Consider the following 23,693-nt stretch of genomic DNA (forward strand, 5'->3'; position numbering starts at 1 on the left):
ACCTTAGTGGGGAGCACCGGCCGCCGAGGGCTGTGAGCAGGCTCTCTCGTACTCTTGACGACTGTGTTGGTTCTGGCTGTTGACACCGCCACCCCCGCCGTCACCGCAGGCGTCGTCCAGGTGGGTGACACCGTACGCGTGCTCGCCGAGCGGGTCACCGTGGACGCGAAGGCGCACGGCGAGCTGCTGACCCCGCACGTGCGCGACGCGCTCGCCGAGGCGGGCCGCACGCTCGCCGACGTCGACGCGATCGTCTGCGGGGTCGGCCCCGGGCCGTTCACCGGGCTGCGCGCGGGCATGGTCAGCGCGGGCGCGCTCGGCCACGCCCTGGGCAGGCCGGTCCACCCGGTGTGCTCGCTGGACGCGATCGCCGCAGCCGTGCCCGGCGAGCCGCTGCTGGTGGTCACCGACGCCCGCCGCCGCGAGGTGTACTGGGCGACCTACGACGCCATGGGCGTGCGCACCGACGGCCCGCACGTGTCGCCGCCCGCGGAGGTCAACGCGCCGCACGCCACGCGCGTGGCGGGCGCGGACCTGCACGACTTCGGCCTCCCGCTGATCGAGCCCGCGCACCCGACCCCGGCGGGCCTGGTCGCCGCGGCGCGCGCCGCGCTGCTCTCCGGCGCCGAGCCCGGCCCGCTGACCCCGCTGTACCTGCGCCGCCCGGACGCCGTCGTCCCCGGCGCCCGCAAGCGGGTGAGCCGGGCATGAGCGTGCGCACGGCACAGGTCCGCACGGCCCACCTGCGCCGCGAGGACCTGGCCCGGTGCGCGGAGCTGGAGCGCGTGCTGTTCGCAGGCGAGGACCCGTGGAGCGAGGCCGCGTTCGCCTCCGAGCTGGACTGGGGCCACTACTACCTCGGCGCCTACGCCGCCGACCGGCTCGTCGGGTACGCCGGGCTGGCCGTCGTCGGCCCGCCGGGCGACGTGGAGGCCAGCGTGCACACGCTCGGGGTGGACCCCGACTGGCAGCGCCGCGGCATCGGCCGACTCCTGCTGCGCGAGCTCCTCGCCGAGGCGGACCGGGTCGGGGCCACGGTGTTCCTGGAGGTCCGCACCGACAACGAGCCCGCCATCGCGCTGTACGCCGCGCACGGCTTCACCCGTGTCGGCCTGCGCAAGCGCTACTACCAGCCCTCCGGCGCCGACGCCTACACCATGATGCGCCCCGCCCCGGTCGAGGAGACGACGTGACGATCATCCTGGGCATCGAGACCTCCTGCGACGAGACCGGCGTCGGCCTGGTCCGCCTCGACGGCTCCGGCGCGGTCGAGCTGCTGGCCGACGAGGTGGCCTCCAGCGTCGAGCAGCACGCCCGCTTCGGCGGCGTGGTGCCCGAGGTGGCCAGCCGCGCGCACCTGGAGGCCATGGTCCCCACCATGCGCAGGGCGTTCGACGCCGCTGGCCTGAAGATGTCCGATGTGGACGCGATCACGGTGACCTGCGGGCCCGGCCTGGCGGGCGCGCTGCTGGTGGGCGTCTCCGCCGCGAAGGCGTACGCGCTGTCGCTGGGCGTGCCGCTGTACGGGGCCAACCACCTCGCAGGCCACGTCGCCGCGGACACCCTGGAGCACGGCCCGCTCCCGACGCCGTGCCTGGCGCTGCTGGTCTCCGGCGGCCACACCCAGCTGCTCAAGGTCGACGGCCTGGCGACCAGCATCACCGAGATCGGCTCCACCATCGACGACGCGGCGGGCGAGGCCTACGACAAGGTCGCCCGCGTGCTCGACCTGCCCTACCCCGGCGGCCCGCCGATCGACGCCGCCGCCCGCCGGGGGAACCCGAGGGCGATCGCGTTCCCGCGCGGGCTCACCGGCCCGCGCGACGCCCGCAACGACTTCTCCTTCTCCGGCCTCAAGACCGCGGTCGCCCGCTGGGTCGAGGCCCGCGAGCCCGAGCCGATCCCGGTCGACGACGTGGCCGCGTCGTTCCAGGAGGCCGTCGCCGACGTGCTCACCGCCAAGGCCGTGCGGGCCTGCGTGGACGAGGGCATCGGCACGATGGTGATCTCCGGCGGCGTGGCGGCCAACTCCCGGCTCAAGGAGCTGGCCGCCGAGCGCTGCGCTGCCGCGGGCATCACGCTGCGCGTCCCGCGGCCGCGGCTGTGCACCGACAACGGCGCCATGATGGCCGCCCTCGGCGCCCACCTGGTGGCTGCGGGCGTCGAGGCGTCCTCTTTGGACCTCTCGGCGGACCCGGCGCTGCCGGTGTCCACCATCTCGGTCTAGCGGCGCGGGCGGGTCGGCTCCGGCACCACGTAGTCGGTGCGCAGGGACACGTCCGAGGCCTTCACGAAGCCGAAGCGGTGGCCGAACTGGACCTGGATGTACCGCTCGCCGCGGACCACCGTGTGGTGGGCGGGGTCGAACGTGGTGGCCTTGAAGTACTCCGAGGCCACGTCCCCGCCCATGATGTACTTCTGGCCCGCCAGCATGCGGTACGGCAGCGCCTCCACCGGCTCCGGCGTGATGCCCGAGGGGTAGGCCGACGCCTGCGGGTACGCCCGGCCGTACACCGGCACCGCGGTCAGGCCCGGCTTCGGCCAGACCTGCACGCCGCGGCTCGGGACGGTCTGGCTGGTGCGCAGCCAGCCCTTCTGGCCCAGGTACCAGATCGCCGTCCAGTCCCCGGAGCGCTCGGCGACGGCGAACTTCTGCCCGGAGTCGACGCGGCTGCCGATGTCGGAGACGTGCATGGTCGACACCGCGCCGTTCGGGCGCAGGCCGATGTCCTTGAGCAGCGGCGCGTCATCGCGCGGGGCGCTGCGCAGGACGACGGAGGTGGAGCTGCGCGACGGGCACGCCGCGCTGGTCCCGTCGCAGCCGGTGAACCTCGGCTTGTTGGTCGCCCAGTCCGGCCGGATCGTCACGACGTTGGTGTACGGCGTGCCGTCGGCGGTGAAGGGCGCGCCGAGCAGGCCGAAGTAGTGCGTCCAGTTCCAGTACGGGCCCGGGTCCCAGTGCATCGCGGGGATCCGGCTGGCGATCGGGCCGGGCACGTTGTCGTGGCCGACGATGTGGTGGCGGTCCAGCGGCACGTTGTACTTGGCGGCCAGGTACTTCACCAGCTTGGCCGACGTGCGGTACATCGCCTCGGTGTACCAGGTGCCCTGCGCGGCGAAGCCCTCGTGCTCGAGGCCGATCGCCTTGGAGTTGACGTACCAGTTGCCCGCGTGCCAGCCGACGTCCTTGGTGGCCACGTGCTGGGCGATGTGGCCGTCGTTGCTGCGCAGCGTGTAGTGCCAGCTGGCGGGCCTGGTCAGCGTCTGCACCGAGGAGAGCGCGCCCGCGTAGGAGCCCTCGACGTCGTGGATGACGATGTAGTCGACCTTCTGGTTGGTCGGCCGGTTCGACTTGTCGTGGTTGCCATAGGTGGGATTGCCGTTGCTGTCGTTGAACTGCCCGTACGGCGCGCCGACCCACTGGCAGGCCACGTCGGACGGGCACTCGACGGCGGCCGCCGTGGCCGTCTGGGTGAGGCCCATCCGGTTCAGCACGGACTTGTCCGGCTCCACCGAGCGGGCCTTGAGCCGCATCTTCTGGCCGTCGTCGGTGGTGCGGGCGAAGCCCTGGCGCAGCACGCCGTACACCTCGTCGGCGAAGACCTCGGCGGTGCGGGTGTCGGTGGCGCCGCTGTAGCGGGCGACCGCGCCGTACCAGTCCGCGGGGTCGTCGCTCAGCGGGCCGAGTTCGCGCTGGTAGTGGGCCAGCAGCGCGGCGCCGCCGCGGATGTTGGCCGCCGGGTCGCTGCGCAGCGTCTCCGGCGCGATGCCGGTCAGCTCCGCTGCCCTGGGCAGCGTGTGCAGCGCGGGCGCGCTGATGTCGACGTCCTGGTGCGTGGGCTTGAGCTCGGGCCGGGCGGTGTCGCCGCGCGGGTCCTCGCCGTGGTCGTGGTGGGTGCCGCCCGCGGTGGCCGTGGCGGCGTCGGTCAGGTGCATCGGGCCGTAGCCCGCGGAAACGCTCGGCGCGCCCGCGTTGGCGTCCCAGCGGGACTCCAAATAGGACAGCGCCATGAGCAGGTCGGCGGGCACGTCGAACTCGTCGGCTGCCGCGGCGAAGGCGCGCTGCCGCTTCTCTTCTGCGGGCTGGGCGGTCGCGGGCGCGGTGATCGCCAGCGCGGCGAGCGCGACGACCGCGACGGCCAGCGTACGTCGGCGGTGCAAGGGAAAGGCCTTCCGGTCAGGGAACCCCAGTGGTGTGGCTGCCCACTCTGCTCGGAAAGGCCTTTCCCCGTCAATCGCACAAGGTGTGAAGGGCCTACACGCGGTGCAGCTCCGGCTGCCGGTCGGCGACGACGAACGTCGCGGCCGTGGTGGCGGGCGCGTCGGGCGTCCGCACGGCGGCGAGGGTGCGGAAGTCCGCGCGCATCTCGCTCGCGCTGAACCGCGTCCGCACGTAGCCGCGGCGGTTGCTGTAGAACTTCAGGTGCGGGTTCTCCGCCAGCACCGCGGCGTTGTCGGAGTCGTCGCCGTCGCCGCCGGAGGTCACCGAGGTGGCCACCAGCTCCGTCGCCACCCGGCGGGAGTCGGGGCGGTCCCAGGTCTCCAGCACCTCGCCCGCCCAGTGCCGGTGCACGTCGCCGGTCAGCACCACGGCGTTGCGGGTCTGGCCCAGCAGCCCGGCGACGCGGTCGCGGTTGGCCTTGTAGCCGTCCCACCCGTCCATGCTGAAGCCCTCGGCCGGGCCGACGCGCAGGTCGCGCTGGGCGAAGAACACCTGCTGGCCGAGCACGTCCCAGCGGGCGCGCGACCGGCGCAGCCCGTCGGCCAGCCACTGCTCCTGCTCCACGCCGGTGATCGTGCGGGTGGGGTCCAGGCGCTCCTCGCAGCCGACCCGGGTGCCGTCGCCGCAGGCCTGGTCGTCGCGGTACTGGCGGGTGTCGAGCATGTGGAAGTTCGCCAGCGCGCCCCAGCCGATCCGCCGGTACAGCCGCATGTCGATCCCGCGCGGGCGCGCGGTGCGGCGCAGCGGCATGTTCTCGTAGTACGCCTGGAACGCCGCGGCGCGCCGGTCGAGGAAGGCCGGGTCCGGCTGCTCGGGGACCTCGTCGGCCCAGTTGTTCTCGGTCTCGTGGTCGTCCCAGACGACCAGCCAGGGGGCGACCCGGTGGGCGAGCTGCAGGTCGGCGTCGGTCTTGTACTGGGCGTGCCGCAGGCGGTAGTCGGCCAGCGTGCGGGTCTCCGGGCCGACGATCTCGCGCACCTCGTTGGCGCGGGCGGCGTACTCGTACTGGTAGTCGCCCAGGTGCAGCACCAGGCCCGGGTCGTCCTCGGCGAGGCGGCGGTAGGCGGTGAAGTAGCCCGCGCCGAAGTGGGAGCAGGACGCGAAGCACATGGTCAGCGGCGCGCCCATGGTGCCGGGGGCCGGGGCGGTGCGGGTGCGGCCGGTCTCGGTGAGGTGGCCCTGCACGCGGAAGCGGTAGAAGTACTCCGCGTCCGGGCGCAGGCCCGCCACCTCCACGTGCACGCTGTGCGCGGACTCCGGCCGGGCGATCTCGACGCCCGAGCGCACGACGTGGCGGAACCGCTCGTCGGTGGCGACCTGCCAGAGCACCGGGACCGCCCGGTCGGGCATGCCGCCGCGCCCGTCGAGCGCCAGCGGCTCGGTGGCCAGCCGCGTCCACAGCACGAAGCCCTCCGGCGACGGGTCGCCGGAGGCCAGCCCCAGGGTGAACGGGTCGGCGAGCCTGCGGCTCGGCGCGGCCAGCGCGGGCGCGCCCAGCACGGTCAGACCGGCCGCGGCCGCGGCCCCGCCCAGCAGGACGCTGCGGCGGGATGGGTGGTGGGTCATCGGGCCTCCCCTTCGGTTCGGGTGTACCGGGAGGCCACGCTGGTCGGCGATGGTGGCCGTGATCCCACATCCGGGTGAGAGCCGAATGAGCGGTCGTTTACCGTCGCGGGGGTGCACGCAGTCCGCGAGATCCTGCTCGCCCGCCGCTCCGGCGCTGCCGACGACGCCCGTGTGGCCCTGGCCATCGAGGGCGGGGCGAGCCGGGGCGCGTACTCCGGCGGCATGGCGGCCGCCCTGGTCGAACTCGGCTTCGGGCACTGCTTCGACGCCGTCTACGGCGCCTCGGCGGGCGCGCTGAACGGCGCGTGGTTCCTCTCCGGCCAGGCCGTCACCGGCGTCCTGGGCTGGTCGGACCCGCTGATCATGCGCCGGGTGACCAACCCCTGGCGCGCCCTGACCGGCGGGCCGGTGGTCGACACCGAGCACCTGGTCGAGCGGATCTACCCGGCCGTCCCGATGGACTTCGCGGCCATCCTGGCCAACCCGACCACCTTCCACCCCCTGGCCACCGACATCGCCACCGGCGCGGCGGTCGACCTGGCCCCGACCATCACCGACGCCGCGTCCCTGCGCGCCGCCCTGCGCGCGTCCACGGCCCTCCCGATGCTCGCGGGCCGCCCGGTCCGCATCGGCGCCCACTCCTACATCGACGCGGGCATAGCCGAGTCCGTCCCGTTCCGCACCGCCGTCGCCCAGGGCGCCACCCACGTCCTGGTCCTGCGCACCCGTCCCGACGCCCCGCTGCCGGTCCCCTCACGCGTGGAGACCTCCGTGGTGACCCGCTACCTCCGCCGAGCCGCCCCCGGCGCGGTCGAGGCGTGGACGACCCGCCACACCCGGGTGACGGCGGACGAGGCCCACCTGGCGGACCACACCGAGATCCTCCAGATCCGCCCGCCGGAGGACGGCCCCGAGATCAGTCGCCTCACCCGCGACCCCTTCCTCCTCCGCCGCGCCGTCCGCATGGGCCACCACGCCGTCATCACCGCCCTGGGCTGACCGCCCGGCGCATGCAGACCCGCAGCCTCGGGTCCAGGCCGAGGCTGGCCTCCTTGGCGACCTCGTCAACCAGCGCACCCGTCGCGGGCACCTCGACGAACCCCAGTCGGCGGTAATACGGGGCGTTCCACGGGACGTCGCGGAAGGTGGTCAGGGTGAGAGCGGGGAAGTGGTGGCTGGACGCCCAGTGGCCCAGGTGGTCGATCAGCGCCCGCCCGAGCCCTCGGCCGCGGAACTGAGGGTCGGTGCTGACCTGGGCGATGTGGGCGCAGCCGTCCAGGACCTTGGCCAGCAGGTACGCCCCGACGACGTCCTCCTCGCTCACCCACGCCCGACCGCGGTCGGTGAAGTGGGTCAGCGTCTCCAGGGACGGCGGGTCGTGATCGGCGATCTCCGGCATGCCGACCTCGCGGAACGCCTGGCCCGCGGCGACCTCGAGCTGCTGGAGGCGGGGGAAGTCGGCCGGGGTCGCTGGTCGGATCACCGGCCCAGTGTCGTCCATCCGTGGATGATCCCGACAGCGCTTTCCACGGCGCGGAAGCCCTTCCTGGTCGGTTCCAGCGCCTGCCGCATGGGGACGCTCGCCGCCTCGACCGGGCGGAGCATGTCGAGGAACTCGGCGCACAGCTCGCCCATGTCGAGGAGGGGCTGGGCGTCGGAGCCGAGCTTCGCCAGGTCCGCGCTCAGCCGGGCGCGCTCGTCGGGCGTGCCGTGGGTCATCGTCAGGTCGCAGTACGCGCGCAGGTTGCCGTCGAGGTCGACCGACGCGGCCTCCAGCGCCATCCCGTACCGCTCCAGCCGGGCGCCGCCGGGGGCCAGCGCCGCCGCCACCTGGCCGACCCGGTCCCGGCGGCGGGCCGGGTCGGCCATCAGGTCGGCCGCCTTCTCCAGCTCGGGCAGGTACTCCTGCATCGCGCGGGTGAGCTCGACCAGGACGCCGACCATCCGCGTCGCGTCCGCCGACATGCGCTCGCCCAGCACGCGGCGGTCCGGACCGCCCGACGGCGTCAGCCGCTGCTCGGCGCGGGCCACGGCCGCGACCAGCTCGCCCGCCAGCCGGGTCATCGTCCGCCGCCATTCCGGCGTCCTCGACCCCGCGATGGCCGCCTCGCGGAAGTCGAACTGCTGGCGGTCGGCGATGATCCGCACCGCCATGTCCGGGCTGTCGGACGTGATCCGGGCGTGCCCCAGCACCACGACCGGCAGCAGCAGGTCGACGACGCCGCGGGTGTGCGCGGAGCTGTAGAACTGCAGCAGTTCCTCGCGGCACCACGGCCGCTCGAAGTAGGTCAGCGTCACCAGGGGCAGGAACACCAGCGCGCCCTCGATCGCCGTGCTGATGCCGGTGCGCCACTCATCGCCCCAGCCGAGGGACGCGCGGTCGTAGAAGACCTCGATCCGCCTGCCGTGGTCGGCGAAGCAGTAGAACTCCAGGTCCTTGCGGAACGCCTTGACGAACCCCAGGCCCTCGTCGTCGATCTGCGCGTAGCTCAGGAACACGGTGATGGGCGTGGACATGTCGTTCATCACAGGGGACAGCATCGACCACAAACCCGGCGGCGCCGCAAATCGGAAACGCCGAGGGGCTCGTTGCAGCCTTAGCAGTCGCATGGGTAGAGTGCCAAGTGCACGGCACCGGACACCGCCCCGGCACCCGCGACGGCGGGGTGGCAGGGAGCCGTTACCACCTGCCAACGCTTTCAAGACGACCCGTGGAGGTCACAGCGGTGAGCGTCAACATCAAGCCGCTCGAGGACAAGATCGTCGTCCAGGCGAGCGAGGCCGAGGCCACGACGGCTTCCGGCCTGGTGATCCCGGACACCGCCAAGGAGAAGCCCCAGGAGGGCAAGGTCCTGGCGGTCGGCCCGGGCCGCATCGACGACAAGGGCAACCGGGTCCCGGTGGACGTCCAGGTCGGCGACGTCGTCATCTACTCCAAGTACGGCGGCACCGAGGTCAAGTACAACGGCGAGGAGTACCTCATCCTCTCCGCCCGTGACGTGCTGGCCGTCATCAACTAGGACCCAGCCGATCGAGCGCCCCGGGCTCCCCAGTGGTCACACCGGGGACCGGGGCGCTTCGGCTTGTGAAGAGGGAATCCCATGCCCAAGCAGATTTCTTTCGACGAGGACGCTCGTCGGGCCCTCGAACGCGGCGTCAACAAGCTCGCCGACGCCGTCAAGGTCACGCTGGGCCCTCGCGGGCGGCACGTGGTCCTGGCCAAGAAGTTCGGCGGCCCCACCGTCACCAACGACGGTGTGACCATCGCCCGCGAGATCGAGCTGGAGGACCCGTTCGAGAACCTGGGCGCCCAGCTGGCCAAGAACGTGGCCACCAAGACCAACGACGTCGCCGGTGACGGCACCACGACCGCGACCGTGCTGGCCCAGGCGCTCGTGCGCGTCGGCCTGCGCAACGTGGCCGCGGGCGCCAACCCGACGGCGCTCGGCAAGGGCATCCAGGCCGCTGCCGACGCCGTCGTCGAGGCGCTCAAGGCCAAGGCAACCCCGGTCAAGGGCCGCGACAACATCGCCCAGGTCGGCACCGTCGCCTCCCGCGACGCCTCGATCGGCGCGCTGCTCGGCGAGGCCATCGAGAAGGTCGGCGAGGACGGCGTGATCACCGTGGAGGAGTCCTCCACGATGGCCACCGAGCTCGTCGTGACCGAGGGCGTGCAGTTCGACAAGGGCTTCGTCTCGGCGCACTTCGTCACCGACCCGGAGGCCCAGGAGGCCGTGCTGGAGGACGCCTACGTCCTGCTGCACCGGGAGAAGATCTCCGCGCTGGCCGACCTGCTGCCGCTGCTGGAGAAGATCGCGCAGTCCGGCAAGTCCGTGCTGATCGTGGCCGAGGACGTCGAGGGCGAGGCGCTGTCCACCCTGGTGGTCAACGCCCTGCGCAAGACGATCAAGGCCGTCGCGGTCAAGGCGCCGTACTTCGGCGACCGCCGCAAGGCGTTCCTCGACGACCTCGCCGTCGTCACCGGCGGCCAGGTCGTCTCGGCCGAGATCGGCGTGAAGCTGTCCGAGTCCGGCCTCGACGTGCTGGGCAGCGCCCGGCGCATCGTGGTCACCAAGGACGACACGGTGATCGTCGACGGCGGCGGCACCAAGGAGGCCGTCGCCGGTCGGGCCGAGCAGATCCGCAAGGAGATCGAGGCCACCGACTCCGACTGGGACCGGGAGAAGCTGCAGGAGCGCCTCGCCAAGCTCTCCGGCGGCATCGCCGTGGTCAAGGTCGGCGCGGCCACCGAGACCGAGCTGTCGGAGCGCAAGCACCGCATCGAGGACGCGGTCGCGGCCACCAAGGCCGCCGTCGAGGAGGGCATCGTGCCCGGCGGCGGGTCCGCGCTGGTGCACGTGGCCGCCGAGCTGGAGGGCAACCTCGGGCTCACCGGCGACGAGGCCACCGGTGTCGCGATCGTCCGCGAGGCGCTGTCGGCCCCGCTGTCCTGGATCGCCGTCAACGGCGGCCAGGAGGGCGCGGTCGTGGTCAGCAAGGTGCGCGAGCTGCCCTGGGGCCAGGGCTTCAACGCCGCCAAGCTGGAGTACGGCGACCTGCTCGCCGACGGCGTCATCGACCCGGTGAAGGTGACCCGCTCCGCGGTCGCCAACGCCGCGTCCATCGCCCGCATGGTGCTCACCACGGAGAGCGCCGTCGTGGAGAAGAAGGAAGACGAGCCCGCCGCCGGTCACGGCCACGGGCACGGTCACGGCCACGGCCACTGACCCGCGTCGAACGAGCGAGGGCCTGTCCGTTGTGGACAGGCCCTCGGTCTATTTGGCCACCGCCAGCGAGCGCTTCTCTGCCTTGATGATGGCCTCGCGTTCGGATTCCGACAGCCCGCCCCAGATGCCGTAGGGCTCGTGGACGGCCAGCGCGTGCTTGCGGCACAGCGACAGCACCGGACAGGCCTGGCAGATCGCCTTGGCCTTGGCCTCCCTCCGGGCCCGCGCAGGCCCGCGTTCGCCGTCGGGGTGGAAGAAGAACGCGCTGTCCATGCCCCGGCAAGAGCCTTCGAGCTGCCAGTCCCACACGTCAGCGTTGGGGCCGGGAAGCCTGCGAGTGTCCGCCATGGTGGCCGCCTCCACGTAGGTAGGACGTTCGGCTGGAGAGTCAATACTCCATTTGGTGCAGTGGATTACACGCTAGAAGCGCGCCAATGCTTGTTCAAGGGTGATCGACTCTTTCGTTCGCCGATTCAGCCGATCGGCATCACCCAGACGACGCAGCGTCATCAGAAGCCCGGGTTGCCGCCCGGCGCGTGTCACCCGACGATGTTGGCGTGGTGACCAGACCCGAGGCGGCCTGCGACTCCGAGCCCCGGCTCACCGTTGCCGCAGTCGCCCGCAGGCTCGGTATCGCGCCCGCCACGCTGCGCACCTGGGACCGCCGCTACGGCGTCGGGCCCACCGACCACACCACCGGACGGCACCGCCGCTACGCGCCCGCCGACGTCCACCGCCTCGAACTCATGCAGCGCGCGCTGCTGCAGGGCGCGTCTCCCGCCGAGGCGGCCGAGTACGCCCTGCGCGCCGCTACCGCGCCCCAGCCGGTCGCCCCGCCGATCCCCCCGGCGGGCGCGGGCCACGGCGGCGGGCGCCAGCTGCTGATGCCCGGCGCCCCCGGCCCCGCGCGGGGCCTCGGCCGGGCGGCGATGGCCATGGACGAGGTGTCCGTCCAGCGGATGCTGGTCGACGCGATCGACGCCGAGGGGGTCGCCGCGGTCTGGGACGACGTCATCCGGCCCGTGCTGGCCGCCGTCGGGGGCCGCTCCCTGTACGCGGGGGACTGCGTCGAGGTGGAGCACCTGGTCACCGAGTGCGCGATGGCCGCCATGATCCGGGCGACGCCGCTGGTCACGGCCCCGCGCAACCCGCGTCCGGTGCTGCTCGGCTGCACGCCGGACGAACTGCACAGCCTGCCGCTCTACGTGCTCCGCGCCGCCCTGGCCCGGCGCGGCCTGGGCACCCGGATGCTCGGGTCCGCGGTGCCGCTGCCCGCCCTGATCGCCGCCGTCCGCCGCACCGCGCCCGCGGCCGTCGCGCTCTACGCGCAGGTGCGCGCGCACGCGGACGTGACGACCCTGGTCCACCTGCCCAGGACCCGCCAGCGCGTGCGCCTCTTCGCCTGCGGGCCCGGCTGGCACGGGCTCGACCTGCCCGCGCGCGTCGAACGCCTGGACGACCTGGCGTGCGCGGTCGACCGCATCGAGTCCTTCGTCGCCGGTGAGGGTCAGGACCGCTTCGGCTCGTAGTGCAGGACGGTGATCCCGCACTCGAACGGCCGCGCGGCCACCAGCCGGAGGCGCCGCGCGCCCTCGGGGAACACCGGCAGCCCGGCGCCGATCGCGACCGGGTTGACGAACAGGTACAGCTCGTCGATCAGGTCCCGGGCGATCATGTCCCGCACCAGCGTGCTGCCGCCGCAGGTGATGATGTCCCCGCCCGGCTCCCGCCTGAGCCCGGCGATCGTCTCGCTCAGGTCGCCGCCAGCGACCACGGCGTTCTCCCACGGCGACTCGGTGAGCGAGCGGGACACGACGACCTTGGGCGTGGTGTTCATCTGGTCGATCGACTCCTGGGTCTCGCCCTCGGGGCCGGACGCCCACGCCGGGATGAACCCCTCGGCGAGCCTGCGGCCCAGGACGATGGTGCCCACCGGCTTCCAGATGGTGTCGGCGAAGGCGGTGAGGTCGTCCGACCACGGCATCGTCAGCCAGTCCAGCTCCCCGCCCGGCCCGCCCATGAAGCCGTCCACGGTGACCTGGAGCTGCAGCTTGACCTTCCGCATGACCGCTTCCCTCCGTCGGGCGACATCGCGCCCAGTGTGCCCGGGACCAGCGGGTGAGCGGACGTGTGCCCACGGATATAGCGGAGCGCGGGCCCGCGGACCGGCCGTGGTGGCCGCGGAAAAGCCGGGCCACCCGACAGCGGTCGTCGGTCGGTGGGGTCAAACTCCTCCAGATGAGGGATGTTTCTTCCGCCAGCGGTGAAGACCTGTGGTCGGCGGCCTTCGGGGACGCGCCCGATTCGCCCGTTCCTGCTGTGCGGGAGGGGTCGGTGGCGGCGTGGCTCGCGGCGGTCGCGCTGGGCGCGCGCGGGCACTACGCCGCCGCCGCGACGCACCTGGGCCCGCTCGCACGCTCGCCCGACCCGGTCCTCGCCGCCTTGGCGGCCGCCACCCGCGCGTCGCACCTGCGCCAGGTCGGCGGACACGCGGCCGCCCGATCATGGGACGCCCGCGGACTGCACCGCCTGACCGCGGCGGGCGCCGCCGACGCCGGACCGGACGGGGCGCCCGGGCTGGCCGCGGCTGCCCGGGCGGACGCGCGGCTCGACCTGGCCGCGGATGCCCGCGCGGAGGTGCCGCTCGCCCTGGCTGCGGATGCCCCGGCGGACGTGCGGCTCGGGTTGGCCGCCGACGCTCGGCGGAAGGAACCGCTCGGCCTGGCTGCCGACGTCCAGCGGGACGTCCCGCTGGACCCGGCTGCGGATGCGTGGCGGGACGTCCCGCTCGGGCTGACCGTCGGTAGCCGGTCAGATGTCCAGCTCGGGCTGGCCGCCGACGCCCGGTCGGACGTGTTGCTCGGGCTGGCCGCCGACGCCGTCGGGCTCGGGCGGGTCGGGGAGGCGCGCAGGCTGGTCGCGCTGGACACCGGGGACGTCAGCCCGCGCTGCCGCGTGCGGCGCTCGTGGCTGCGGGCGGAGATCGAGCTGGCCGCCGGGAACGCCCCCGCCGCCATCGCGCCCGCCCGGGCCGCGCTCGGGGTCGAGTTCGGCTCGATCCGGCATCGAGTCAAGAGCGCGATCGTGCTGGGCGCCGCGCTGGCGGCGACCGGCGAACGGGACGAAGCGGAGGAACTGCTTGTCGGCAACTTGCGCATCGCGGCCGACCGCGGCCTCCGCCCGCTCGTCTGGCCCGCCGCCCTCGTCCTTGACCAACTCGGGCATACCGAACGTAAGGAACAAGCTGTCGATGCGTTGCGCTGTGTGCTACGACACTCCGACCCGATCGCCCGCTGTCACGCCGAGGCGTCTCCCTGGGTTCCTACCTGGCTGTTCGCGTCTGCTCCGAACAGGTGACGCGGGGGCGGACGCCGATCGGCATCTTTGTTGACAGATTTACCACCGGATCGGGTCAAGGTTCGGCGCGCAGCGTCCGATAGGGGAATTGGAACGTCACTCGGCTGCAGGAAGGAGTCCCCGTGACGACGGTCTTGATCTGCGACGACCGACGCAGCGTCCGGGAGGGCTTGACCCGCGTCATGTCCGCGGTACCAGGGGTCAGTCGCATCGACTGCGTAGCGCACGGTGACGAGTTGCTCGCCCGTTTCTCCCGTCAGCCGGTGGACGTCGTACTGGTTGGGACCCAGCGCGCCGTGCCGACCGGGGTGGAGGCGACGAGGCGGCTCGTCTCGGCCAATCCGCAGGCCAACGTCATCGTGTTCGGCGCGCCGGACGACGCGGGCAGCATCGCGGCCGCGATCGCGGGCGGCGCCCGCGGTTATCTGCGCTGGGACGCGAGCAGGCCCGAACTCGTCGCCGCGCTCGCGCACACGCTGGCCAGCACCTCGGTGCCCGCGCCGCGCCAGCCCAGCGACCCCGGGGTCCAGCTCACCGACCGGGAGCTGCAGGTGCTGCGCGGCATGAGCCAGGGCAAGAGCAACGGGCAGATCGGCCGCGAGCTGTACCTGTCCGAGGACACGGTGAAGACGCACGCGCGCAGGCTGTTCCGCAAGCTGGGCGTGCGCGACCGCGCCCAGGCGGTCGCCCACGGCTTCCGGCGCGGCCTGGTCTCCTAGGCCGACCCGCGTCGGCGGCGAGCCGTGGGTGCCCGGGTGGGAGCGGGCTCCCACGGCTCGTCGTCTTGTCACCGGCAGTTTTGCCAACCCGAAACTTGCGGACGGCAAGCGGAGCGCTAATGTGTGTCGCTAGTCACGCCACACCGAGCGTGTCGCCCCGCCCGCTCCGACATCTTCACTCCGGCATCTCTGGAAAGACCGGTACGGTGGGCGGCGACAGTCGAGCGACACGCACGTGCGGTGTCTTCGAGTTGGCCACCTTCGTAACGCCAGGGCTGCATTCTGCGATGACCACAACGGGGGACGGACTGGACACCTGGGTAGGTGCCGCCGTCGAGGGCGAACCTCGCGCGGTCGAGCACGTGCTCGCCTCGGTCCGCCCCCTGGTCGTGCGCTATTGCCGAGCCCGGGTGGGCAGGCAGGAACGCTCGTTCGCCTCGGCGGACGACGTGGCCCAGGAGGTGTGTCTCGCGGTGTTGACGGCATTGCCGGGGTACCGCGACCAGGGACGCCCGTTTCTCGCCTTCGTCTACGGGATCGCGGCGCACAAGGTCGCCGACGCCCACCGGGCCGCGAAGCGCAACCGGTCGGAGCCGGTCGCCGAGGTGCCCGACGAGGCCGAGACCGACGCCGGGCCCGAGCAGATCGCCATGCAGGTCGAGCTCAGCAAGCGCATGGAAGACCTCCTGCAGATCTTGCCGGAGAAGCAGCGTGAGATCGTTGTGCTACGCGTGGTCGTGGGGCTCTCCGCGGAGGAGACCGCCGAGGCGGTGGGCTCGACGCCCGGAGCCGTCCGGGTCGCCCAGCACCGGGCCCTGGCAAGGTTGCGCAAGACGTTGTCCGCGGAGGAGGTGGTCTGACGGTGGCCGACAGAGGGTGGGACGACGGCCGTGATCCCTTTGACGACCTGCACGTCCTCGACGATCTCGACGCGGACGGCGAACTGATCGACTTCGCCAGGGTGCACGCGGACGACGCCTTCCTCGACGCGCTCGGCGCGTCGCTGCGCGGCGAGGGCGCGCCGGTCGACACCGACGACCTCGCCGACGCCGAGCTGGCCGTGCTGCTGACCTCCTGGCGCGACGAGGTGGACTCCGAGCCCATCGGCGAGCTGGTCGACCCGAGGCTGGCCGTCGACACCGTCGTCGCAGCCCGGGACCGCAAGCAGCGCAGACCCAGGCTGCTCGTGCCGGTCGCGGCCGCCGCCGCCGTGTTCGCCATCGCCATCACCGGCGCCGGGCTCGCCGCCCGCAACGCCCAGCCCGGCGACACCCTCTGGGGCCTGACCCAGGTCCTCTACTCCGAGCACGCCCGCTCCGTCGAGGCCGCCGCCGAGGTGCGCGAGGACCTGACGGGCGCGCAGACCGCCCTGGCCAAGGGCGACCTCACCGAGGCGCGGACCAAGCTGATGGAGGCCGGGGCGAACCTCTCCTCGGTCGCCGTCGAGGAGGGCCGCGACGAACTCGCCGCCCGCCACGCCGACCTGGAGTCGCAGCTGCCCGGCGCCCCCGCCGATGGCGTGCTGCCGCCGCCGTCGGCCAACCCGACCACGGCCGCGCCGTCCACGACGCCGTCGCAGACCTCGGACCCCACGGCGCCCACCACCACCGAGCCGACGACGCAGCCGACCACGACCTCGCCGAGCAGCCCGCCGCCCACGACCACGGAGACCCCGAGCTCCACGACGTCGGTCACCACCGGCGAGCCGAAGGTCGACCCGGGCACGGGAACGGCCGGGACGGGAACGGCGGGCACCGGGTCCGCTCCCGCCACCGGCGACGCGACGACTCCCTAGCGCCTAGCGCGCGTTCTCGCTGGCGGTGACCCCGTCGGCGTACCCGCGGCAGTACTCCCAGCTCACGTAGGACGCCGGGTCCGGGTCGTACGCGGGCTCGTGCGGGCGCATCCGGCCGTCGTGCAGCAGCTGCTCCAGGCTCGCCGCGAGCAGCGCCCAGTCGTGGTAGTGCGGCTCCTGGCAGTCGCCGCAGTCCACGACGATGCCGCGCACGCCGCGCGGCTCCAGCAGCGCCTGGTAGACCGCCAGGTCCGACAGGTCGCCCAGCAACTCGGCCCGCTCGGCGGCGCTCATCGGCTCGTCGTCGGCGACCTCGGGCTCGTCGAGGGCGCGGGCGGGGTCGTCCGGATCGCCCGCGAACGGGTCGGGCGGGAGCGCGCCGCCGTGGCCCCGCCCGGCTGGGCGGTCCCACGGGCCGTCGTCGAACGGGTTCGGGGGAACTGCGTCATGGGCCACGACCACGCACGCTACCGGCTGCCCCTGCCCGGTCCCAGATACGATGGGGCAACCGTGCCACCCGCGTGACCTCGGGTCCCGCCGCCACACCCCCGCAGGAAGGTCGCCCAGCCCCCATGACCAGCGAGCTCACCGCCGACGGTGTCCCGCACAAGTTCGCCCAACTCGGCCTCACCTTCGACGACGTGCTGCTCCAACCGGCCCAGTCGGATGTGATCCCGAGCACCGTCGACACCTCGACCCGGTTCTCGCGCAACGTGACCCTGCGCATCCCGCTCGCGTCGGCGGCCATGGACACCGTCACCGAGGCGCGCATGGCCATCGCCATGGCCCGCCAGGGCGGCATCGGCATCCTCCAGCGCAACCTCTCGATCGAGGAGCAGGCGCGGCAGGCCGAGACGGTCAAGCGCTCCGAGGCGGGCATGGTGACCGACCCGGTCACCTGCTCGCCGGACAACACCCTCGCCGAGGTCGACCGGATGTGCGCGCGCTACCGCATCTCCGGCCTGCCGGTCACCGACGGCGACGGCAAGCTCGTCGGCATCATCACCAACCGCGACATGCGCTTCGAGGTCGACCACGACCGGCCGGTGCGCGAGGTGATGACCAAGGGCCCGCTGATCACCGCCCAGGTGGGCGTGTCGGCCGAGGCCGCGCTGGGGCTGCTGCGCAGGCACAAGGTGGAGAAGCTGCCCATCGTCGACGGCGACGGGCGGCTGCGCGGGCTGATCACGGTCAAGGACTTCGTCAAGACCGAGCAGTTCCCCAACGCGACCAAGGACCCCGACGGCAGGCTGATCTGCGGCGCGGGCATCGGCGTCGGCGACCAGGGCTGGCAGCGCGCGATGACGCTGGTCGACGCCGGGGTGGACGTCGTGGTGGTGGACACCGCCCACGGCCACGCGCGCGACGTGCTCGACATCGTCGCCAAGCTCAAGCGCGAGGTCGGCGACGCCGTCGACGTCGTCGGCGGCAACGTGGGCACCCGGGCGGGCGCGCTGGCCATGGTCGACGCGGGCGCCGACGGCGTGAAGGTCGGCGTCGGGCCGGGCTCGATCTGCACCACCCGCGTGGTCGCGGGCGTGGGCGTGCCGCAGATCACCGCCATCTACGAGGCCGCGCAGGCGTGCCTGGCCGCCAACGTGCCGGTGATCGGCGACGGCGGCATCCAGTACTCCGGCGACATCGCCAAGGCCATCGCCGCGGGCGCCAGCACGGTCATGCTCGGCAGCCTGCTCGCGGGCACCGAGGAGGCGCCCGGCGACGTCGTGCTGGTCAACGGCAAGCAGTTCAAGGGCTACCGGGGCATGGGCTCGCTGGGCGCGATGCGCTCGCGCGGCGAGGCCAAGTCCTACGCGCGCGACCGCTACGCCCAGGACGACGTGCTCGCCGACGACAAGCTGGTCCCCGAGGGCATCGAGGGCAGGGTGCCCTACCGCGGCCCGCTGTCCCAGGTGGTCTTCCAGCTGGTCGGCGGCCTGCGCGCGGGCATGGGCTTCACCGGCTCGCGGACCATCGCCGAGCTCCAGCAGGCGCAGCTGATCCGCATCACGTCGGCGGGGCTCAAGGAGAGCCACCCGCACGACATCACGATGACGGTCGAAGCGCCGAACTACACGACTCGCTGAGCTCTTTCCCGAGAGGAACAACTACCAGTGCGGGATCTCGTCGACATCGGCATGGGCCGCACGGCCCGCCGCGCCTTCGGCCTGGACGACATCGAGATCGTCCCGTCCCGGCGGACGCGCTCGTCGAAGGACGTCTCCACGGCGTGGCAGATCGACGCCTACCGGTTCGACATCCCGCTGATCACCCACCCCAGCGACGCGATCGTCTCGCCGAGGACCGCGGTGGCCGTCGGGGAGCTGGGCGGGCTGGGCGTGCTCAACGCCGAGGGCCTGTGGGCGCGCCACGCCGACCCGGACGAGGTGCTGTTCCGGCTGGCCACGGCCGCCGAGGACGGCGCCGAGCCGATGGAGCTGGTCCGGCTCCTGCAGGAGGCCCACGCCGAGCCGGTCAGGATCGACCTGCTGACCGAGGCGATCAAGCAGGTGCGCGAGTCCGGGGTCACGGTCGCGGTGCGGGTCAGCCCGCAGCACGCCGCCGAGCTGACCCCGGACCTGCTGGCCGCGGGCGTGGAGGTGCTGGTCGTGCAGGGCACGATCATCTCCGCCGAGCACGTGGCCCGCGAGGCCGACGCCGAGCCGCTGAACCTCAAGCAGTTCATCGCCGACCTGGACATCCCGGTGATCGCGGGCGGCGTGCACGACTACCGCACGGCGATGCACCTGATGCGCACGGGCGCGGCGGGCGTGATCGTCGGCTACGGCCACTGCGCTGGCGTGACCACCACCGACTCGTCGCTGGGCATCGGGGTCCCGATGGCCACCGCGATCGTCGACGCGGCCGCGGCCCGCCGCGACTACCTCGACGAGACCGGCGGGCGGTACGTGCACGTGATCGCCGACGGCGGGGTGCACACCAGCGGCGACATCGCCAAGTCGATCGCCTGCGGCGCCGACGCGGTCATGCTCGGCGCCCCGCTGGCCGTCGCCGGGGAAGCGCCCGGTCAGGGCTTGTACTGGACGACCTCGGCCGCGCACCCGTCGCTGCCGCGCAGCCGGGTGCTGCCGGTGGCCGACGACGTCGAGGTGGACCTGCGCACGCTCCTGTTCGGCCCGTCGACCGACCCCGACGGCCTGGTGAACCTCTTCGGCGCGCTGCGTCGGGCGATGGCGAAGACGGGCTACAGCGACGTCAAGGAGTTCCAGAAGGTCGGCCTCACGGTCCGCGCGTAGAACCTGTTACTCAAAGTTCGGGATTTTGCGCCGATGGCCCTAGCTCCCGGCGGGCGCTGCGCTTAACCTCAGGCGCATGGCAACCGAACTCGTCGGTAACAAGGCGGACTACGACGTCGTGGTGGTCGGCTCGGGCTTCGGCGGCAGCGTGGCCGCGCTCCGGCTGACCGAGAAGGGCTACCGGGTCGCGGTCGTGGAGGCGGGCAGGCGCTTCGCCGACGACGAGTTCGCCAAGACGTCGTGGGAGCTGCGGAAGTACCTGTGGGCGCCCGCGCTGGGCTGCTTCGGCATCCAGCGCATCCACATGCTCAAGGACGTCGTCGTGCTCGCGGGCGCGGGCGTCGGCGGCGGGTCGCTGGTGTACGCCAACACGCTGTACCGGCCGCTCAAGGGCTTCTACGCGGACAAGCAGTGGTCGCACATCACCGACTGGGAAGCCGAGCTGGCCCCGCACTACGACCAGGCGTCGCGGATGCTGGGGGTGGTCACCAACCCGACGACGACGCCGTCCGACGAGGTCATGCTGAAGGTCGCGGCGGACATGGGGATCTCCGAGAGCTACCACCCGACGCCGGTCGGGGTGCTGTTCGACAAGCCCGGCCAGCCCGTGGCCGACCCGTACTTCGGCGGCGAGGGGCCCGCCCGGACCGGCTGCACCGAGTGCGGGTCGTGCATGACCGGCTGCCGGGTGGGCGCGAAGAACACGCTGGTCAAGAACTACCTGTACCTGGCGGAGAAGAAGGGCGCCGAGGTCATCCCGCTGACCACCGTGACCGACGTCCGGCCGGTCGGGGGCGGCTACGAGATCCTCGCCCACCGCACGGGCCGCAAGCGGCAGCGGCGGCGGATCACCGCGACGCAGGTCGTGCTGGCGGCGGGGACCTGGGGCACGCAGAACCTGCTGCACCGGATGAAGGACAACGGCGCGCTGCCCGCGCTGTCCCCGCGCCTGGGCGAGCTGACCCGCACGAACTCCGAGTCGATCATCGGAGCCGCGCGCACCAGGGTCGACCCGGAGAACAACTACTCGACCGGCGTGGCGATCACCTCCTCGATCCACCCGGACGAGAACACCCACATCGAGCCGGTGCGCTACGGCAAGGGCAGCAACGCGATGAGCCTGCTGCAGACGATCGCCACCGACGGCGGCTCGAAGGTGCCGCGCATCCTGCAGGCGCTGTGGTTCATGATCCGCCACCCGCTGAAGACGCTGTCGCTGCTGCAGGGCTACCGGTGGAGCGAGCGCACGGTGATCCTGCTGGTCATGCAGTGCCTGGACAACTCCATCACCACCTATCTGAAGCGCGGGCTGTTCGGGCGGCGGAAGTACACCTCCCGGCAGGGGCACGGCGTGCCGAACCCGTCGTACATCCCGGCGGGCCAGACGGCCAACGAGCTGACCGCCAAGCACATCGGCGGGACCGCGGGCGGCACCTGGGGCGAGGTGTTCAACATCCCGATGACCGCCCACTTCCTGGGCGGGTGCCCGATCGGCGCCTCCGAGGCCGACGGCGTCATCGACCCCTACCACCGCGTGTACGGCTACCCGGGCATCTCGGTGGTCGACGGGGCCGCGGTCACCGCGAACCTCGGCGTGAACCCGTCGCTGACGATCACCGCCCAGGCCGAGCGCGCGTTCTCGTTCTGGCCCAACAAGGGCGAGCCGGACACCCGGCCCGCGCAGGGCGAGGGCTACCGGCGGATCAGCCCGGTCGCCCCGGTCGCGCCCGCCGTCCCGGCCTCCGCGCCCGCGGCCCTGCGGCTGCCCGTCGTCGAGGTGAACGGCAAGCCCGCGCGGCGCTGACCTACTCCGCCCGGCAGACGTCGATGACGCGGGCGCGCAGCCAGCGGTGGACCGGGTCGGTGTCGAGGCGGGCGTGCCAGAGCAGGGACACGGTCACCTCCGGGGCGCGGAACGGCAGCTCCAGCGCGGCCATCCCCTGGCGCATGGCTGCGGTGTGGCGCGCGGGGACCGTGGCGACCAGGTCGGCCGCCCGCGCCAGGGCCAGCGCCGCGCCGAAACCGTCCACCGCGGCGACGACATGTCGGTGGTGGCCGGTCGGGCGCAGGGCCTCGTCCACCAGGCCGTCGACGAGGCCGCGGCGGGAGACGTGCACGTGCCGGGCGGCGGCGTAGCGGGCGGTCGTCAGCGGACCCTCGGCCAGCGGGTGCTCGGGGCGCACCACCGCGATGAAGCGGTCGGTGAACAGGGGGGCGTTGAGGACGTCCGGGGGCGGCGCGTCCTCGATGACGCCGGTCTCCAGGTCGACCGAGCCCTCGCGCAGCGGCGCGGTGTCCTTGTCGGCCTTGCGCAGGAACCACAGGCGCACGCCCGGCGCCTGCGCGCCGACGGCGGCCACCAGCGCGGGGCCGAACTGCTCCACGAAGCCGTCGGATGCGCGCAGGGCGAAGGCGCGGTCCACAGTGGCCAGATCGGGCCGGGCCGCGGGCCGCAGCACCTCCCGAGCCTCCTGGACGACGCCGCGCACGCGGTCCCGTAGTTCCAGGGCCCGCGGGGTGGGCACCAGGCCGCGGCCCGCGCGGACCAGCAGCGGGTGGCCGGTTGCCCGCCGCAACCGGGCGAGGGCGCGGCTCATCGCCGACGGGCTGAGCGCGAGCCGCTGGCCCGCGCGGGTGACGCTGCCCTCCTCCAGCAGCACGTCCAGGGTGATCAGCAGGTTCAGGTCGGGCTGGGCCATGCGCAGACGATCCCATGACCTGGCGTTGCATGCACAGGTCCGTTGCCATCTTTGCGTCTTCCGCCCGCTCTGACGCCGACTTACGTTCCGGTCGAACCCCTTTCCTCGCCAGGAGGCACCGGACGTGACCACGACACCCACCCGCAGATCCCCGGCCTGGGCGCTGACCGCGCTGTCGCTGGCGACGCTGCTGCCCTCGCTGAGCATCAGCGTCGCCACCGTCGGCCTGCCGACGATCGCCTCGGCCTTCGGCGCGGGCTTCACCGCGGTCCAGTGGGTCGTGATCGCCTTCCTCCTGGCCACGACGGCCCTGACCGTCGGCATCGGCAGGCTCGGCGACCTCGCCGGACGGCGGCGGCTGCTGACCGGCGGCACGGCGCTGTTCACGGGCGCGACGCTGCTGTGCGGACTGGCCCCGGACCTGCCCCTGCTGATCGCGGCCCGGGCGCTGCAGGGCGTCGGGGCCGCCGCGATGATCGCGCTGACCATCGCGTTCGTCGGCGAGACGGTGCCACCGGACCGGACCGGCAGCGCGATGGGGCTGCTGGGGACCATGTCGGCCGTCGGCACGGCGCTGGGGCCCTCGCTCGGCGGGGTCCTGATCGAGCTCGCCGGGTGGCGCGCGATCTTCCTCGCCGTCGCGCCGCTGGGCCTGCTCGCGCTGGTGCTCATCCGGGCGCTGCCCGCCGCCGCGCCGACCCCGGCGCGCGGGCGGTTCGACAGCGCGGGGACGGCGCTGCTGGCCGCCACCCTCGCCGCCTACGCGCTCGCCGTGACGGTGGACCCGCGACTGCTCGCCGTCGCGGCCGCGGGTCTGGCCGGGTTCGTCGCCGTCGAGCGCCGGGCCCGCGACCCGCTGCTCGCCCCCGCGCTGCTCCGCGACCGCGTCCTCGCCGCGGGCCTGACGACGAACACGCTGGTCTCGGCCGTCATGATGACCACCCTCGTGGTCGGGCCGTTCCACCTGACGCTGGCGCTCGGCCTCGACCCGGCGCTCGTGGGCCTGGCGATGTCGGCCGGTCCGGTCGTCTCCGCCGTCACCGGGGTCCCCGCGGGCCGCGTCACGGACCGCGTCGGTGCGCCTGCGATGGTGCTCGCAGGCCTCGCCGGCATCATCGCGGGCGCCGCGGTCCTGGCCGCGATGCCCGCGTCGGCCGGGGTCGCCGGGTACATCGGGCCGCTGGTCGTGATCACCGCGCTACGCGACCTTCCAGGCGGCCAACAACACCGCGGTCATGCGGGACGTCCCGGCACGCAGGCGCGGCGTGCTGTCCGGGGCGCTCACCCTGTCCCGGAACCTGGGGCTCATGACGGGCGCGTCGGTCATGGGGGCGGTGTTCGCCGCCGCGGCGGG

At 73.2% G+C, this 23,693-nt stretch carries 22 protein-coding genes and 1 pseudogene; 15 read left to right on the forward strand and 8 right to left on the reverse strand.

The features are described from left to right. Positions 1-63: 63 nt before the first annotated feature. Genes tsaB through tsaD form a run of 3 tightly spaced genes read left to right on the forward strand, consistent with a single transcriptional unit; the run spans position 64 to position 2,227 of the window. Positions 64-711, forward strand: a complete 648-nt coding sequence (gene tsaB, locus IEY98_RS07870; protein WP_189209547.1) for a tRNA (adenosine(37)-N6)-threonylcarbamoyltransferase complex dimerization subunit type 1 TsaB — start codon at positions 64-66, stop codon at positions 709-711. Next, positions 708-1,193 carry a ribosomal protein S18-alanine N-acetyltransferase gene (gene rimI / locus IEY98_RS07875; protein WP_189209548.1) on the forward strand — a complete coding sequence of 162 codons (486 nt, stop codon included), beginning with the start codon at positions 708-710 and terminating at the stop codon, positions 1,191-1,193. Before tsaB ends, rimI begins: the two co-directional genes overlap by 4 nt. Continuing rightward, positions 1,190-2,227, forward strand: a complete 1,038-nt coding sequence (gene tsaD / locus IEY98_RS07880) for a tRNA (adenosine(37)-N6)-threonylcarbamoyltransferase complex transferase subunit TsaD (RefSeq protein ID WP_189209549.1) — start codon at positions 1,190-1,192, stop codon at positions 2,225-2,227. Before rimI ends, tsaD begins: the two co-directional genes overlap by 4 nt. On the opposite strand, the gene IEY98_RS07885 is transcribed toward tsaD, so the two are convergent. Next, positions 2,224-4,161 (reverse strand): peptidoglycan recognition protein family protein, encoded by a 1,938-nt coding sequence (locus IEY98_RS07885; protein WP_229786664.1) that lies wholly within the window; start codon positions 4,159-4,161, stop codon positions 2,224-2,226. The two genes, tsaD and IEY98_RS07885, sit on opposite strands and share 4 nt — an antisense overlap. A gap of 94 nt (positions 4,162-4,255) precedes the next feature. Then, positions 4,256-5,788 (reverse strand): alkaline phosphatase D family protein, encoded by a 1,533-nt coding sequence (locus IEY98_RS07890; protein ID WP_189209550.1) that lies wholly within the window; start codon positions 5,786-5,788, stop codon positions 4,256-4,258. Positions 5,789-5,899: 111 nt separating this feature from the next. Here IEY98_RS07890 and IEY98_RS07895 point away from each other — a divergent pair, with 111 nt between their 5' ends. Next, positions 5,900-6,787 (forward strand): patatin-like phospholipase family protein, encoded by an 888-nt coding sequence (locus tag IEY98_RS07895; RefSeq protein WP_189209551.1) that lies wholly within the window; start codon positions 5,900-5,902, stop codon positions 6,785-6,787. Here the strand turns inward: IEY98_RS07895 and IEY98_RS07900 are convergent. Both IEY98_RS07900 and IEY98_RS07905 read right to left on the reverse strand, forming a co-directional pair. Further along, positions 6,771-7,271, reverse strand: a complete 501-nt coding sequence (locus IEY98_RS07900) for a GNAT family N-acetyltransferase (RefSeq protein ID WP_189209552.1) — start codon at positions 7,269-7,271, stop codon at positions 6,771-6,773. The genes IEY98_RS07895 and IEY98_RS07900 overlap by 17 nt on opposite strands. Continuing rightward, the gene (locus IEY98_RS07905) at positions 7,268-8,305 is read right to left on the reverse strand and encodes a toll/interleukin-1 receptor domain-containing protein (RefSeq protein ID WP_189209553.1); all 1,038 of its coding nucleotides are present in this window, start codon (positions 8,303-8,305) and stop codon (positions 7,268-7,270) included. The genes IEY98_RS07900 and IEY98_RS07905 overlap by 4 nt, the downstream gene beginning before the upstream one ends. 209 nt (positions 8,306-8,514) lie before the next feature. Between IEY98_RS07905 and groES the strand changes: the two genes are divergently transcribed. Together groES and groL are read left to right on the forward strand one after the other, a co-directional pair. Beyond that, complete coding sequence (groES, locus tag IEY98_RS07910) at positions 8,515-8,808, forward strand: co-chaperone GroES (RefSeq protein WP_189209554.1); 294 nt, start codon at positions 8,515-8,517, stop codon at positions 8,806-8,808. An 81-nt stretch (positions 8,809-8,889) separates the two neighbouring features. After that, entirely contained in the window at positions 8,890-10,515 is a 1,626-nt protein-coding gene (groL, locus tag IEY98_RS07915) for a chaperonin GroEL (RefSeq protein WP_189209555.1), read from the forward strand. Between the two features lie 48 nt (positions 10,516-10,563). On the opposite strand, the gene IEY98_RS07920 is transcribed toward groL, so the two are convergent. Beyond that, positions 10,564-10,863 (reverse strand): WhiB family transcriptional regulator, encoded by a 300-nt coding sequence (locus IEY98_RS07920; RefSeq protein ID WP_189209556.1) that lies wholly within the window; start codon positions 10,861-10,863, stop codon positions 10,564-10,566. Positions 10,864-11,075: 212 nt separating this feature from the next. On the opposite strand from IEY98_RS07920, the gene IEY98_RS07925 reads away from it, so the two are divergent. Beyond that, complete coding sequence (locus IEY98_RS07925) at positions 11,076-12,044, forward strand: MerR family transcriptional regulator (protein WP_189209557.1); 969 nt, start codon at positions 11,076-11,078, stop codon at positions 12,042-12,044. On the opposite strand, the gene IEY98_RS07930 is transcribed toward IEY98_RS07925, so the two are convergent. Continuing rightward, positions 12,023-12,580: a dihydrofolate reductase family protein gene (locus IEY98_RS07930; RefSeq protein ID WP_189209558.1), complete on the reverse strand. Its 558-nt coding sequence runs from the start codon at positions 12,578-12,580 to the stop codon at positions 12,023-12,025. The two genes, IEY98_RS07925 and IEY98_RS07930, sit on opposite strands and share 22 nt — an antisense overlap. Before the next feature lie 269 nt (positions 12,581-12,849). Between IEY98_RS07930 and IEY98_RS07935 the strand changes: the two genes are divergently transcribed. The 4 genes from IEY98_RS07935 to IEY98_RS07950 all read left to right on the forward strand — a co-directional run bounded on the left by IEY98_RS07935 (position 12,850) and on the right by IEY98_RS07950 (position 16,386). Continuing rightward, entirely contained in the window at positions 12,850-13,872 is a 1,023-nt protein-coding gene (locus IEY98_RS07935) for a hypothetical protein (protein ID WP_189209559.1), read from the forward strand. Between the two features lie 122 nt (positions 13,873-13,994). Then, positions 13,995-14,591, forward strand: a complete 597-nt coding sequence (locus IEY98_RS07940; protein ID WP_018682728.1) for a response regulator transcription factor — start codon at positions 13,995-13,997, stop codon at positions 14,589-14,591. Positions 14,592-14,878: 287 nt separating this feature from the next. Continuing rightward, complete coding sequence (locus IEY98_RS07945) at positions 14,879-15,451, forward strand: sigma-70 family RNA polymerase sigma factor (RefSeq protein WP_189209560.1); 573 nt, start codon at positions 14,879-14,881, stop codon at positions 15,449-15,451. Positions 15,452-15,453: 2 nt separating this feature from the next. Beyond that, positions 15,454-16,386, forward strand: a complete 933-nt coding sequence (locus tag IEY98_RS07950) for an anti-sigma-D factor RsdA (protein WP_189209561.1) — start codon at positions 15,454-15,456, stop codon at positions 16,384-16,386. Between the two features lie 3 nt (positions 16,387-16,389). Here the strand turns inward: IEY98_RS07950 and IEY98_RS07955 are convergent, their stop codons facing one another. Beyond that, positions 16,390-16,848, reverse strand: a complete 459-nt coding sequence (locus tag IEY98_RS07955; RefSeq protein ID WP_189209562.1) for a DUF5319 domain-containing protein — start codon at positions 16,846-16,848, stop codon at positions 16,390-16,392. 110 nt (positions 16,849-16,958) lie between these two features. On the opposite strand from IEY98_RS07955, the gene guaB reads away from it, so the two are divergent. From guaB to IEY98_RS07970, 3 genes are all read left to right on the forward strand, one after another. Beyond that, positions 16,959-18,470 carry an IMP dehydrogenase gene (gene guaB, locus IEY98_RS07960; RefSeq protein WP_189209563.1) on the forward strand — a complete coding sequence of 504 codons (1,512 nt, stop codon included), beginning with the start codon at positions 16,959-16,961 and terminating at the stop codon, positions 18,468-18,470. A 27-nt stretch (positions 18,471-18,497) separates the two neighbouring features. After that, positions 18,498-19,640 (forward strand): GuaB3 family IMP dehydrogenase-related protein, encoded by a 1,143-nt coding sequence (locus IEY98_RS07965; protein WP_189209564.1) that lies wholly within the window; start codon positions 18,498-18,500, stop codon positions 19,638-19,640. A gap of 76 nt (positions 19,641-19,716) precedes the next feature. Continuing rightward, positions 19,717-21,444 (forward strand): GMC family oxidoreductase, encoded by a 1,728-nt coding sequence (locus IEY98_RS07970; RefSeq protein ID WP_189209565.1) that lies wholly within the window; start codon positions 19,717-19,719, stop codon positions 21,442-21,444. Position 21,445: 1 nt separating this feature from the next. On the opposite strand, the gene IEY98_RS07975 is transcribed toward IEY98_RS07970, so the two are convergent. After that, positions 21,446-22,339 (reverse strand): LysR family transcriptional regulator, encoded by an 894-nt coding sequence (locus IEY98_RS07975; protein ID WP_189209566.1) that lies wholly within the window; start codon positions 22,337-22,339, stop codon positions 21,446-21,448. A gap of 124 nt (positions 22,340-22,463) precedes the next feature. Here IEY98_RS07975 and IEY98_RS07980 point away from each other — a divergent pair. After that, positions 22,464-23,468 (forward strand): annotated as a pseudogene (locus IEY98_RS07980) (MFS transporter); the annotation flags it as partial. Between the last annotated feature and the right edge of the window lie 225 nt (positions 23,469-23,693).

It is taken from the genome of Actinokineospora fastidiosa (assembly GCF_014648415.1).
Taxonomy (GTDB): domain Bacteria; phylum Actinomycetota; class Actinomycetes; order Mycobacteriales; family Pseudonocardiaceae; genus Actinokineospora; species Actinokineospora fastidiosa.